General features: G+C 34.9%; 14 protein-coding genes, 1 other RNA gene and 1 pseudogene. 9 read left to right on the forward strand and 7 right to left on the reverse strand.

Annotated features, from left to right (window positions below; all coding sequences use genetic code 11):
• Positions 1–37: 37 nt before the first annotated feature.
• An RNA gene (gene rnpB / locus ABWU29_RS02525) (RNase P RNA component class A) lies at positions 38–387 on the forward strand.
• Positions 388–438: 51 nt separating this feature from the next.
• Here rnpB and ABWU29_RS02530 read toward each other — a convergent pair.
• Complete coding sequence (locus ABWU29_RS02530; RefSeq protein ID WP_006280099.1) at positions 439–1,209, reverse strand: response regulator transcription factor; 771 nt, start codon at positions 1,207–1,209, stop codon at positions 439–441.
• A gap of 325 nt (positions 1,210–1,534) precedes the next feature.
• On the opposite strand from ABWU29_RS02530, the gene ABWU29_RS02535 reads away from it, so the two are divergent.
• Genes ABWU29_RS02535 through ABWU29_RS02550 form a run of 4 tightly spaced genes read left to right on the forward strand, consistent with a single transcriptional unit; the run spans position 1,535 to position 4,968 of the window.
• On the forward strand, positions 1,535–2,518 hold the full coding sequence (locus tag ABWU29_RS02535) for an NAD(P)H-dependent glycerol-3-phosphate dehydrogenase (RefSeq protein ID WP_006280098.1): 984 nt from the start codon (positions 1,535–1,537) through the stop codon (positions 2,516–2,518).
• A 19-nt stretch (positions 2,519–2,537) separates the two neighbouring features.
• Entirely contained in the window at positions 2,538–3,020 is a 483-nt protein-coding gene (locus tag ABWU29_RS02540; protein ID WP_141457025.1) for a phosphatidylglycerophosphatase A, read from the forward strand.
• Positions 3,010–3,789, forward strand: a complete 780-nt coding sequence (locus tag ABWU29_RS02545) for a GNAT family N-acetyltransferase (protein ID WP_006280097.1) — start codon at positions 3,010–3,012, stop codon at positions 3,787–3,789. Before ABWU29_RS02540 ends, ABWU29_RS02545 begins: the two co-directional genes overlap by 11 nt.
• Before the next feature lie 42 nt (positions 3,790–3,831).
• Positions 3,832–4,968, forward strand: coding sequence for a hypothetical protein (locus ABWU29_RS02550; RefSeq protein WP_010962793.1), 1,137 nt, complete (start codon positions 3,832–3,834; stop codon positions 4,966–4,968).
• A 3-nt stretch (positions 4,969–4,971) separates the two neighbouring features.
• Here ABWU29_RS02550 and ABWU29_RS02555 read toward each other — a convergent pair whose 3' ends face one another.
• Together ABWU29_RS02555 and ybeY are read right to left on the reverse strand one after the other, a co-directional pair.
• The gene (locus tag ABWU29_RS02555) at positions 4,972–5,760 is read right to left on the reverse strand and encodes a succinate dehydrogenase iron-sulfur subunit (RefSeq protein ID WP_010082472.1); all 789 of its coding nucleotides are present in this window, start codon (positions 5,758–5,760) and stop codon (positions 4,972–4,974) included.
• A gap of 86 nt (positions 5,761–5,846) precedes the next feature.
• Positions 5,847–6,299 carry an rRNA maturation RNase YbeY gene (gene ybeY / locus ABWU29_RS02560; protein WP_010082473.1) on the reverse strand — a complete coding sequence of 151 codons (453 nt, stop codon included), beginning with the start codon at positions 6,297–6,299 and terminating at the stop codon, positions 5,847–5,849.
• A gap of 24 nt (positions 6,300–6,323) precedes the next feature.
• On the opposite strand from ybeY, the gene ABWU29_RS06010 reads away from it, so the two are divergent.
• Entirely contained in the window at positions 6,324–6,455 is a 132-nt protein-coding gene (locus tag ABWU29_RS06010; protein WP_255322244.1) for a hypothetical protein, read from the forward strand.
• Between the two features lie 15 nt (positions 6,456–6,470).
• Positions 6,471–6,650, forward strand: coding sequence for a hypothetical protein (locus ABWU29_RS02570; protein ID WP_022626337.1), 180 nt, complete (start codon positions 6,471–6,473; stop codon positions 6,648–6,650).
• Positions 6,651–6,683: 33 nt separating this feature from the next.
• Here the strand turns inward: ABWU29_RS02570 and ABWU29_RS02575 are convergent, their stop codons facing one another.
• The 4 genes from ABWU29_RS02575 to ABWU29_RS02590 form a co-directional block, all read right to left on the reverse strand.
• Positions 6,684–7,082: an EVE domain-containing protein gene (locus ABWU29_RS02575; RefSeq protein WP_007549395.1), complete on the reverse strand. Its 399-nt coding sequence runs from the start codon at positions 7,080–7,082 to the stop codon at positions 6,684–6,686.
• On the reverse strand, positions 7,082–8,278 hold the full coding sequence (gene ftsZ, locus ABWU29_RS02580; protein WP_010962790.1) for a cell division protein FtsZ: 1,197 nt from the start codon (positions 8,276–8,278) through the stop codon (positions 7,082–7,084). The genes ABWU29_RS02575 and ftsZ overlap by 1 nt, the downstream gene beginning before the upstream one ends.
• A 238-nt stretch (positions 8,279–8,516) precedes the next feature.
• Positions 8,517–8,981, reverse strand: a complete 465-nt coding sequence (locus ABWU29_RS02585; RefSeq protein ID WP_015589170.1) for a hypothetical protein — start codon at positions 8,979–8,981, stop codon at positions 8,517–8,519.
• Between the two features lie 83 nt (positions 8,982–9,064).
• Entirely contained in the window at positions 9,065–10,573 is a 1,509-nt protein-coding gene (locus ABWU29_RS02590) for a YifB family Mg chelatase-like AAA ATPase (RefSeq protein ID WP_264378093.1), read from the reverse strand.
• A gap of 122 nt (positions 10,574–10,695) precedes the next feature.
• Between ABWU29_RS02590 and ABWU29_RS02595 the strand changes: the two are divergent.
• Together ABWU29_RS02595 and ABWU29_RS02600 are read left to right on the forward strand one after the other, a co-directional pair.
• Positions 10,696–11,463: pseudogene (locus ABWU29_RS02595) on the forward strand (polysaccharide deacetylase family protein); the annotation flags it as partial.
• A gap of 26 nt (positions 11,464–11,489) precedes the next feature.
• Entirely contained in the window at positions 11,490–13,064 is a 1,575-nt protein-coding gene (locus tag ABWU29_RS02600) for a penicillin-binding transpeptidase domain-containing protein (protein ID WP_353280106.1), read from the forward strand.
• Positions 13,065–13,808: the final 744 nt, after the last annotated feature.

The raw sequence follows: 13,808 nt of genomic DNA on the forward strand, positions 1-13,808 counted from the left end.
CTTTTGCTTTTGTGATTTTCATGTTAAAGTATAATTCCTAGGTGAAATAAGTAGCTGCTGTTGTGTGATAAACATAGCAGAGGAAAGTCCGGGCTCCAAGGAAAAATAGTGACGGGTAATGCCCGCCGGAGGTAACTCCAGTTATAGGGCTACAGAAAATTACCGCCTAAAATATTTTTAGGTAAGGGTGAAAAGGTGTGGTAAGAGCACACCATGGCAATGGCAACATTGGTAGTCGAGTAACCAACACTAGGAGCAAGATTAAATAGAAGTAGATTTTATGTTTTCCTCATATCTACTCGGGTAAATCGCATGCGGTAAATGGTAACATTTACTCCAGATAAATAGCTACATAAACAGAACTCGGCTTATATTTCACCTAGGCGTTCACATGATACGTGCGATATAAGCCATGCTATATTTAAATGTGTAGGCATTTCATGCGTTGTCCTTCACTTGTTCTGCTTGATAGCCATCACTACTTTCGCCTACATTAACATTAGAATATTCATCATCATCAATATACTCTTTCAGAACATACCCTCTGCCCCAAACGGTTTCTATGTGGCTTTTTCCATCATTTGCACTTTCAAGTTTCTTACGTAATTTGCACATAAAAACATCAACTATCTTGTTATCTGAAGGTTCATCTAAGCCATTGTAAAGATGATTTAAGAACATTTCTTTTGTTAATACTGTTCCTTTACGCAGTGCTAGCAATTCTATCATAGAATACTCTTTATTAGTAAGGTGAACCGTTTTACCTTTCACCTCAACAATCCTGTGATCAAAATTGATATTTATATTACCAATCTTTATCACCGATTCAGGATGGCCTTTAGTACGACGCACTATGGCCTTAATTCGAGCTAATAACTCACTTTTATGAAATGGTTTGGTTAAGTAATCATCGGCACCATACCCGAGTCCTTTAGCTTTGTGATTGACAGCGGATATACATGAAAGTATTAAGACAGGAACTTTGATTTTTGCACTTCTTAGTCTTAGCAATATATCATATCCGTCAATATCACCAGGCAAGTGTATATCTAAAATAACTAGGTCATAGTAATCTCCGTTTGAGGAAACCATATTATTGTTATAATCTTGTGCAGAAGTAACAACGTCACAGAAATGTCCATCAGAAGTTAAGGCGTTAACCACAGTCTTTGCACTTACTTGATCATCTTCAATTAATAATATACGCATATTTTACACCCCATAAATAATTTATAATTTTAGTAATATATATAACTAAGGAAAGTAATAAATCAAATTTTTATTAACAAATGATCAAAATTACACTTATTAATTAATAGTAAATATATTGTTCCAAAGTTATATAAATAGATCTAAAATATAATAGACATACCATGATAGTAATAATATTTTTAGTAAATATTGAATTAAAGTTACTATTATTAAAAGAATACTTCGGTTAATAAATATTTAACTATTCTATATGTCTGTGTTATATTTTTAATTTACTTATCCTACTATTTTAAAGTATAAGTAATATTTTCAGGAATATTGTGTGGCAATATCAATTTTAGGTGCTGGTGCATGGGGTACAGCAATCGCAATTTCATTAGGTAGTAAGAAAGATGTGATTTTGTGGACTCGCAATGAAACTACATTTGAATCAATCAACGGGAAAAGAGAAAGTGACAAGCTACCCGGTTGTCGAATTTCTGATAATGTGTCAGTAAAATTGGCTATTGAAGACACAATTAATGCTTCAGTAACAATCCTCGCTGTTCCCACTCAGTCTCTGAGGAAGGTATGTCAGCAATTGCATAATTGTAATCTGAAAAAAGATGTAGCAATAATTTTAGCTTGTAAGGGAATAGAAAAGTCTACATTAAAATTACCTAGTGAAATAGTAAATGAAATTTTACCTAACAATCCTATTGCTATTTTTTCAGGTCCTAGCTTTGCTGTAGAAGTTGCAAGAAAATTACCCTATTCAATGGTTCTTGCATGCCAAAATAACACATTAGGTTCAAAGCTAGTATCAGAGCTGCAACAAGAAAATGTTAAATTGGAGTTTAGTAACGACATTATAGGAGTACAGATTTGTGCAGCGTTAAAGAACGTTTTTGCTATAGCGTGTGGGATTGTTCTAGGTAGTAAACTTGGGTTTAATGCTCATGCAGCATTGATTACGAAAAGTATGAGCGAAATTAAGGCTTTATACTCAGCAAAAATTGGTGACGGTAGTGTGGATATAAATACACTACTTGGGCCAGCATGTCTGGGTGACCTAATTATGACATGCACATCCTTGAATTCAAGAAACTTATCTTTTGGGTTTAAAATAGGTAATAGTGATAATGGCTTTAATGTTCAGCAGATTTTGTCAGAAGGCAAGTCAGTGATTGAAGGTTTTAGCACTGCTGAGTCCATATTTAATTTAGCAGGAAAGCTAAAGATAAAAATGCCTATATGTGAAGCGGTCTATAGATTATTGTATGAAAGCGCCTCTATAGAGGATACTATTTCTGTTCTTATAAGTTAATTTTGTATTTGGATATATTGTGAAATTTTTATATAAATTAATATCAACGTGGTGGCTGTCTGGAACAGTAAAAAAAATGCCAGGTACTGTGGGTAGTTTGGCTTCTTTTCCGCTTGTTCCTGTAATCCTGAGCAACAAAATTTTAGGTGCAGCAATTATTTCTTTTTTATTCTTAATTGGATTATGGTCTACAGGTAATTATATAAAACATTACAAGACTTCATGTGATCCAAAAGAGGTAGTAATTGACGAAGTGGTTGGTCAATTGCTGACGATACTTTTAGTTTCGATATTGTTAAGCCAAGAGATGAATTATTCTTCATTGTTGTTGTGCTTTTTTTCTTTTAGGTTTTTTGATATAATAAAAACGTGGCCTATAAATTTAATCGATAAAAATACCAAAGGTCCTTTAGGTATTATGCTAGATGACGTTATAGCTGCAATTTTAGCCTGTGTTCTTATAGGAGCCTTTTATTGTTTATTGTTGGTGTATGCAGGATAAAAAAATTTATTATTCAAGCTTAATTGTTCAAAATCTAAAGGATTATATACTGTACACAGCGAATTTATCTGAGTGGGAAGTACACGATGAATTTGATAACATCATATTTACAATAAATGGTACCAGGGAGTCATTATTTAATTTTGTGTTCTGTGGAGATCAATGTACCGAGCTTTCTATACAAAAAACTCTAGATTATCTCAGAACAAGAGATATAGAAGCAACATGGGTAATAAATTCACATATGAAAATAAGAGATATTTTAGAAAAGTGTGAAATAAAACACGTTAGCACACCAAAAAAAGCTTTACTTAATATGAAAAATTACTTTTTACCTGCTGATGTTATTCCAAACTTGAGGTTAAATGCTGTGAATGGTAGCAACCTCTTAGAACAGTTAGATCTACACACTTCTAAAATTTTTTATCATGGCGTTGGAATTGTCAGCACATTTTTTCGCGGATTATCAAATTATGATGATAAGAACTCAAGATTAAGATTTTTTCTTGTAACACTAAATAATGAAATTATTGGGACATGCGGTCTTTATGTTCAAGATAGCGTAGCTGGTTTTTATAGTGATGGAGTTTTACCAATTTACAGGAATCGTGGAATAGGTACCCAAATGGTTTTAGAAAGAATAAAGATAGCTAAACAGCTTGAATGCAAATATATAGTAGCACATTGTATGAAATCTTCTGTGAACCTTTATAAGAGATTGGGCTTTCAAATGTTAGGCAATCTTTACTTATATACCTCTTCAGCATAATTCTGAGCGGTTACAAATTTTTACATTTGTTTTAAAAGTGCTATGTTTTTTTTGTATGAAGTGGTTTTAATATTGATTCTAATATTATTCTTTCTCTCTTATTCTAAATTAAAAATTAGTAATAAGATTAAGAACTTACAGCATCAAAATGTTATCATAAATAATTTGATTGATACTGTGAATGATGGGTTTTATATTTGGGATGCAAAAAAACGTATAGAAAAGTTCTCTCCCAATTTACTAATTTTGCTTAATACTGTTTTTTACTCATTTAATGAGTTTGTGAATTTTTTTGAGCAATCAGAAAGCTTAATCAAAAATTTTGTTGAGGCAAAGGAAATAAATAAATCTTTTACTCTAGATTTAAAGTCAAAAGACAGTGAGGTTTATTGCATATGTTACGGTAGAAGCATAATAGATGATTCTAACAATGTGATAGGTGTGCTGTTATGGATAAGGAATGTCTCAGACTGTAAGATAAAGGCTAACGGACTTGAGTTAGAAAATAGTAAGCTTACACAGGAAGTGGAGAGCTATAAAAACGTTTTCAACTCTTTACCATTTCCAATACTAAGATATAACAAGAGTAGAAAGGTGGAATTTTATAACTTGTTTTATGATAAATATGTAGATGGTTCTAAGAAATTTGCTATTACCGGTAGCGCTCATAGCACAAAACCAGGAAGACATGTCATAACTTATAAGAACGAACCTAAGGTTTTCGATTTTGTTAAAATTCCAATACAAGGTTCTGGTAGCATAGTAATGTATGGGAAAGATGTTAGTGATGCAGAGAAATTATATACTGAATTAAACAGTTATTTAGCTACACAGAAAAATTTGCTTGAGAGGTTACCGGTTGCTATAGTAATATATAGTAAGAATCAAAAGCTAAAATTTTATAATAATGCTTTTATAAAAACCTTTCAATTTGACCCAAAATTTTTGGCATCTTACCCAACTTATCACGAAGTTATGCTTTACCTCTTCGAATCTAAAAAGCTTTTAGAAAAAGAGGATTTTCAAACTATTAGTAACCAAAGACATGAGTTGTTCAAAAAATTATTTGAATCGTACGATGATACGATGCACTTCACAAACGGAAAAGCGTTCAGGGTATTAACAATACCCTACGCTTCGGAAGGTTTGCTGTTCTCTTACGAAGAATGCAAAAGATAATACTTAAACTCCTTCTCTCTCTACCATGAGCTGTTTTACTTTCGCTATTGCTCTTGCTGGATTAAGTCCTTTAGGACAAGTTTTTGTGCAATTCATTATTGTATGACAACGATACAACTTGAATGGGTCGTTTAAAACATCAAGTCTTTCACCTGTCTTATTATCACGGCTGTCAGCAATCCATCTGTAAGCTTGTAATAGTATTGCTGGTCCTAAAAATTTATCACTATTCCACCAGTAGCTTGGGCAACCAGTCGAACAGCAAGCACATAATATACAGTCGGACAAGCCATCTAATTTTTTTCTATCTTCAGAAGATTGAGAGTATTCTTTATTTGGTAGGGCAGGCTTATCTGCTTGTAACCAAGGTTTAATTGATTTGTATTGCTCATAAAATTGGCTCAAATCCGAGACTAGGTCCTTTATTACATACATGTGAGGTAATGGATATATTTTTACGTCACCTTTTATATCATGTATAGATCTAGTACATGCAAGAGTATTGGTTCCGTCAATATTCATGGCACAAGATCCACATATGCCTTCTCTACAAGAACGTCTGAAAGTTAAAGTCGAATCTATTTCATCCTTTATTTTTATTAATGCATCAAGTACCATAGGGCCACAACTATCCATATCAATAAAAAATGTGTCTATTCTAGGGTTTTTCTCGTCATCAGCAGACCAACGGTAAATTTGAAATCTTCTGATGTTTTTTGCTCTAGCAGGAATAGGATAAATTTTGCCCTTTTGATTAATTTTAGAATTCTTTGGCAAAGAAAACTGAACCATATCACTTACCTTTTATTGTTTATAGCTAAAACCCTTTGTAGATAACATATTTTATTATCATCTACTATATTTTTATTAAATTCCTTTTAAATCGCACACATATTGTAGCCAAGCGAAGCTAAAATCTCTCTTTCTAGATTTTTCATTATAATTTCTTCATCTTTTTTTTGGTGATCATAACCAAGTAAATGCAGTAATCCATGCACTAACATGTGTGCAATGTGAGCAAGAATGGGTATATAATACTCATGCGATTCTCTTTTTATTGTGTCTATTGAAATTGCTATGTCTCCTAAATCGCACTCATTAGACAATTGTTCATACGGAAATGATAGTACGTTAGTTGGCTTATCCATTTCTCTAAATTTTAAATTAAGTTGATGTAGCAAGTCATCATCAGCCAGAGCTATTGATATATTTGGTTTATAGTGGTCTATTTTTAATTCTTTTAGAGAAGCATTGATGACACCTAATACAAAATTTTTAGGATTTTCTATAATGCTGCACCATTTCTTGTCAAGAATATTTACTTCTAACATGAGTGACACATCAGTAAGGGTGTCATGCAAATAGCTGACACTGGAATCCAAAAAAGAAGAGTTATAGACCCTTGTGTCATGTACACAACTGTACGAATATTGTACACTAGAAGGATGTCATCCCAGTGTCTAGGCACTGGGATCCAGGAATTTTGATTAGACATCAAGTTAGTGAATATAAAAGTAGCTAATCTTATATTAAAACACAACGGCTTTAATGTGGTTGCATTAAGGCTGGATTCCAGTGTCAAGCACTGGAATGACACCTTTGTGTTTGATGCAAAATCGGCTATAACGTTTAATGCACTGCCTTCGAGACAAATATTCATACAGCTGTGCGTTGTGTGCTGAGATGACATCATTTAGGAACTGAAATGACAGGTATTACACATCACTCATCCTTATTATTTCATTCCATTCAATTTCCGAAACTGGGGCAATTGATAAACGTGGTTGTTTTAATATAGTCATATTTTTCAAAAGTGGGTTTTGTTTTATATTATTTAACGTTACTTGGTTATTTAAAGGTTTCAAAAACTTTACATTCACTAATCCGAACTTGGGATCATTAACATGATAATACTCTTTAAATACTTCAACGATTCCAAGTATTGCTTTCTCTTTACCTGTATGATAAAAAAACGCAAGATCGCTTGCTTTCATAATTTTCATGTAATTTTGAGCTTGATAATTGCGCACACCATCCCACTCAACTACCTGCTCCTTTTCCATTTTTTGCCATGAGTATTCACTTGGCTCTGACTTAAGTAGCCAAAATTGCATTATTTTTTTCTTCTTAAGTAAGCTGGTATATCATAGATATTGCTGCCCCACTTAGCTCCTTCGCTTACCTGTTCAGCTGGTTTTGTTTCCAGTGTTTTGTCTTGTGTACTTTCACTTTGACTATATGGCCACTTAAATTTCTCTTTCTCTGAGTCTTCGCTCTGACTTATAGGTGAAGTTTCTGATTTATTATTGCGACCATCAATGCCAGTTGCAAGAACAGAAACTCTAACTCTTCCCTCCATCGCTTGATCAAAAGTAGCACCAAATATTATATTTGCATTTTCATCTACTTCTTCACGCACTCTATTGGCTGCAGCATCAACTTCAAACAGAGTCATATCTCCGCCACCAGTAATGTTAATTAATATTCCTTGCGCACCTTTCATTGATACATTATCAAGCAATGGATTAGATATTGCAGCCTCTGCAGCACTAATTGCTCTATCTTCTCCTTCTGCCTCTCCGGTGCCGATCATCGCTTTGCCCATCTCGCTCATTACTGTTTCTATATCAGCGAAGTCAAGATTGATAAGCCCTGGCATGACCATCAAGTCAGTTACTCCTCTGATGCCAATGTGCAGAACATTATCAGCAAGTTTAAATGCATCAGAAAATGTAGTTTTTTCATTTGCAATTCTAAATAAATTCTGATTTGGAATGACAATAAGTGTATCCACGTATTTTTGCAGTTCTTCAAGTCCAAGCTCTGCAATGCGCATACGGCGCACACCTTCAAAACCGAACGGTTTAGTTACAACTCCAACAGTCAATATCTTTTTTTCTTTTGGCGCTCTATCCTTAACTGCGGCTCTTGCTTCTCTGGCTGCTTTTGCAATTACCGGTGCTGCACCGGTTCCAGTACCACCGCCCATTCCTGCTGTGATGAAAAGCATATGACTATCTTTTATATGCTCCATAATCTCATCAATTGACTCTTCTGCTGCACCTTTGCCAACATCAGGCAAAGCACCAGCACCAAGCCCCTTAGTTAAATTAATGCCAAGCTGAATTTTTTTATCACATAACGACTTTTCTAGTGCTTGAGCATCGGTATTTGCGACAACAAAATTCACTCCTTGCAAATTAGATTGGATCATGTTATTCACAGCATTTCCACCAGCACCACCCACTCCCACAACGGTAATCCTTGGGTGCAATATAGGTAACTCCGGCAGACTAAGATCAATAGACATTTAAATTACTCAAATTTAGCGAATTCACTTGATAATAAGTTACCGCTTTTTTAATAATATGCAAATACTTTTCACTTCTATAGGCGTAAACAGTAAACGGGATTTACTTATTCTTAACATTTATACTAATAAGTGCCGTTAATTATAATAACTAGATTCTTAGATGACATCACTTAACCGATGCAAAAAATAGAAAACGTTTATAAAAAGGGACAGAAACCTATCCCTTTTTATTTTGTTAAAGATTATTAGCTTCCTTATCTTTCTCTTCCCCTTTCAATGCTTCAACCGCAACATCTTTTAATTTTGAGGCAATTTGATATGTTCCATAAAGAACAGCAGCTGCAGCAATTGCCATTATGGCACCCGCAACTATCTGACCAGCAACACCTGTTCCGATAAATCCAGGTAATGAAGCAGCTATTGCTTGATTTGTTCCAACAAAGTAACTGGCAGTCTTAGCAAGAAACCCAGAAGCTTCTGCTGCACTAACAAAGCCTGCTTTCATATGCATTGCTGTAAAGACAACACTTGCAACTGCAAGCGGAAATAATGCTGTTCTCCCTTTATTATGCATAGCGTACTGACCAGCTCCACCAGCAGCACCAGGAATTCCCCAGTATTTTTCAGCTCGTATATATCCTTCTGAAATAGCATGAAAAATGCCATCCCCTTTTCTATACTCATAATTTGTTAATGCCATAACTCTACTCCTTAAATAGAATGTTAAAATTTCATTAAGGAAGCATATAGTAAAAAAAATTGCCTGTCAAGTAAACTAATTTTTTAATATACCTTTATTCTGTAATTGAGCGCTTCAGCAATGTGTGCTCTTTTTACTTCTTCACTTTTTGCAAGATCTGCAATAGTTCTTGCAACTTTTAATACGCGTGTGTGGCCTCGATTGGAAATGTAATTTTCTTTCAGTACGTATTTTAGCAATTCTAACCCTGCCTGATCTGGTTCAGTAAATTTATTAAATGCTTCACCGCTTACTTCTGAATTGCAACGAATATTTAATTCACTATAGCGCTCAGTTTGAACTTTTCTTGCTGCTATCACTCTTTCTCTTATGATTTTAGTACTTTCTCCCTCCACAGAGATTTCAGGAGAGAGTATGCTAACGTTTGGCATTTCAATGCATATGTCTATTCTATCAAGCAATGGGCCTGATATTTTGTTTTTGTAATCTGTGCCACACTTTGGAGCTTTGTTGCACGATCTGCTTGCATCACCTAAATAACCGCACCTGCAAGGGTTCATTGCAGCAATCAGTTGAAAATTTGCAGGGTAGGTTATGTGAGCATTTGCCCTTGCAACGGTAACTTTTCTATCTTCAAGTGGTTGGCGCAGAGAATCAAGCACAAGTCTTGGAAATTCTGGCAACTCATCAAGGAATAACACGCCATTGTGAGCCATGGTAATTTCTCCAGGTTTTGCATTCTTTCCTCCCCCTATCATCGCTGGCATAGAGCATGAATGATGAGGTTCACGAAAGGGACGAGTTACTTTGAATATTTCATTACCAGTTTTTGTTATGCTGGAAATAATATTAACATCAATTATCTCCTGTTCGGTTAAATCAGGCAGCAATCCTATAAAGCGCTTAGCAAGCATTGATTTTCCAGTACCAGGAGGGCCAACAAGAAGCATATTATGCCCACCTGCTGCTGCAATTTCAGCTGCTCTTTTTGCAACAACTTGGCCTTTGATATCCTTCATATCGGGAACCAATCTTTTTTCTTTGGGTGCATCACTATAATTAAAAATTACTGGCTGAATTAATTGCTCACCCTTAAAGTGTCTGATAATATCAGTTAATTTCTCTATAGCCAGAATTGAAACATTCTTCACCCATACAGCTTCTACACCATTTCCTCTCGGGCAAATTACTCCTTTATTGTCCTTTTTTGCATTAATTGCTGTTGGCAGCACACCTGAAACTGGAATAACTCTGCTATCAAGAGCCAGTTCACCCATGATTATATAAGACTGAACTTTTTCAACTGGTATCACATTCATTACAACAAGTAGTCCAATAGCAATAGCCAAGTCATAATGACTGCCTTCTTTCAGCAAATCCGCAGGGGAGAGATTAACTGTAATTCTTTTTGGAGGTAGTAGTAGATTGATTGAATTTAACGCTGCTCTGATGCGCTCTCTGGATTCTGCAACAGTTTTATCCGGCAAGCCAACAATATTAAAAGCTGGAATACCATTTGCCATATGAATTTGTGCATTGACATTTACTGTGCTAATTCCCTGAAGCGCAACGGTATTTATATTTGCAATCATAATATATTATATAAAATTGTTAATATAATATATTAAAGAAGCGATGAAGTAAAGGCTACAGCAATTAAAGATGGCTTAACTTAGCAAAAAAGTGTAGTATTCTATCACTTTGCTGATTACAAATGTTTATAAGGATAATCACTTTTTTCTTACTATATTCAAGTACGGCTTTTTGTAGTGATTGTAATTTTAATTTACCATACTGTGGGCTCAGTTGTAATCTAGATCTATCATATAGAAATTTAAGTAATATAAAAAAATTATTGAATAACGACGATAAGTTTGTTGCGCTTACGTTTGATGATGGACCTTCCAACAATAGAATAAACGATATTATTAATGTTCTGGAAAGCTATGAAGCAAAAGCAACATTTTTTGTGCTTGGTGAACGTATAAATGAAAAAACGTCTGAAATAGTAAAGAAAATTCATGAATCAGGTCATGAGTTAGGCAATCACTCTTGGTCGCATAGGAAGTTGACATCACTTTCAAGTGAGGAACAATTGCAAGAATTGGAAAAGACAAATACAGCAATTAAAAATGCAATAAAACAAGATGTAAAATGGTTTCGTCCGCCATATGGATGTTATGACGATAATCTGATTGAAAATACTGATCAATTAAATATGTATTCAATATTATGGACAGTTGATTCGCTAGATTGGCAAGGTGATAAGCCAGAAACTTTAGTTGAAAGAGTTTTAAGTAATGTACATAATGGAGCAGTTATACTGTTTCATGATCACAATAACAGGTCAAACACAATTGAAGCTTTACCTCATATTATTAAAATACTAAAAAAATCAGATTATAAGTTTGTGACCTTAAGTGAGTGGGAAAAAAGGGTTTGTAATACGGTAAAAGCCAGAAGTGTAACAATAAAAGAGGGGAAAAAAGTGTGTTTTGAAGGAATGTTATGTGGACAAAAAACAAAGTCTTTAACCGCAGAGCATTCATATTATGTGGTATTCAGCTTACCATTTCTGCGGTTTTTAGTTGCAGGTTATATAATTTACAAATACGAAACAGACAAAAGTACGAAGCACTATCTAATAGTAATAGAATAAGAGTTGCTACTATTATGCCTAAGCGGGGCAAAATTTTAGATAGGAATAGCATTGAACTTGCGGTAAACAAAATTTCGTATGTTGTTTTGTTTGATGGTTCTGGTAAGGAAGTTGATTTGCAGACATTATCAGAAGTCGAGTCTAAAATAGCAAAATCGTCAGAAAAAATAACTGCTCTTTATAAACGTTATTACCCGTTTGGTTCAATGTGTTCTCATGTAATCGGATATACAAAAAGACAGCAAGGCATAAGCGAAGTAGGAATCAGCGGTATTGAATATACATATGATCATATATTGAAAGGCAAGTCAGGAAAATCTGAGCAGGAAATAAATTCTAAAAAACGCGTCATAAAAGAATTATCAAGCATACCACAACAAGACGGACAAGATGTACAACTGACAATTGAGATTAATCTGCAAGAGAAAACCGCAGAGGTATTTAAAGATCACCAAGGCTCCGCAGTGGTAATTGATGTAAATAATGGAGAAATTTTAGCATTATATAATTCACCTTCTTACGATAATAATCTTTTTGCTAGCAGGCTATCAAATGAGACTTGGGAAAACTTGAATGCTCCTTCATTACCGCTTGTGAATCGTGCGTTATCATATCAAATTCCACCTGGTTCAATATTTAAAGTAATAGTTGCGCTTGCGGGTTTAAAAGACGGGATAATAACACCAGAAGAGAAATTCTCGTGCAAGGGCTATATGAAAATAGGTGAGCGGAAATTTCGTTGTCTGAAAAGCAAAGTCCATGGGTATGTATCTTTAAATGAGGCAATGGCATTATCATGCAACACTTACTTTTATAATATAGGGAAAAAAATAAGTGTAGACTCTCTAGTAGAAATGGCCAGAAAATTTGGTATTGGAAGTGGGCCACTGATTGGAACGTTTAAAGAAGAAGCTCCAGGGTTGTTGCCAGATAGAGATTGGCGTACACGAAAGCTATATTCGCAGTGGTATTTAGGTGACACTATCAACTTAGTTATAGGACAAGGGTATATGCTTACAACACCACTACAGCTTGCAGTTCTTGCAGCGAGGATTGCAACAGGAAAAGAGGTAATTCCCCACATTGAGATGAGTAAAACGATACAAGATTTTCCCGATATTGATGTGGATTGTGAGCATCTTAGCATAGTTCGAAAAGCTATGTTTGATGTGGTGAATTCTAAAACTGGAACCTATAAGAAAGGGCTAAGCGGTATACAAATTGCTGGCAAAACCGGTACACCAGAAATAAACTCTAAGGGCGAAAGTCATAAGTTATTTATCGCCTATGGCCCTTACCATAACCCGCGCTATGCAATCTCTGTGTTTATAGAACACGGCAAAGCCCCACGCCAAGATGTTGCAATTGCTAATGAGATATTTCAGTATATGCTTGAAACTATGAGTATTAAACTTCTTGCATAACCATATAACAAACTTTTATTGGGAATAGAAACGAAAAAACTTACTTGACACCCTTCGCCAGCGCTCTTATCATGATAGTGAAGCTATTGTATTTGCTTTCGCCAATCTGCAGATTAAAAGGTAAGGATTACTTAATGTATCGGCGTCTTATGTTCAATTTTTTGCAGTATATAGATACTGTATGTCTTTACAAAACTTCATCTACATCTAGATTTTTATCTAAATAAGCTGAACGCGCTTATAAAGCGTTACAAGACATCAAAAAATGCCAATACTCGACAGAGATAGTAAAAGACTAGCTAACTCGGGGATTCTTTGTCTTTTTTTCTGCTTAGTAAATTTCTTAAACATTTGCAGCGTAAGTTAGTTGCAATTAAAAGCGGCTGAATCTCGCTTGTCAAGCGTTTAAAACATAAAAAACGCCAATATTTTAAAGCGGATAATAACCCCAGGGTTTCTTTTGCCTTTTTTTTCATTTGGTAAATTTCTTAATATTTATAGCTAAACAACAACCGTCATCCCGCTACGTGTTAGCGGGATCTATGCTTTGAGATACCGCGAATGAATCGCGGTATGACGGTGTAGATGATGGTTAAGTAATTCGTCATCCCGCTGCTTGTTAGCGGGATCTCTTGTTAGCGCCGCGGCGGTATGACGTAGGATTGTTGTCATTCCGCTACTTGTTAGCGGCTGAGATACCGCGGCGGTATGACGGTTCACGGCGGCATAGTAATTCATCATCCC

This window comes from Wolbachia endosymbiont (group A) of Phasia obesa, from assembly GCF_964028125.1.
In the GTDB taxonomy this organism is placed as follows: domain Bacteria; phylum Pseudomonadota; class Alphaproteobacteria; order Rickettsiales; family Anaplasmataceae; genus Wolbachia; species Wolbachia pipientis.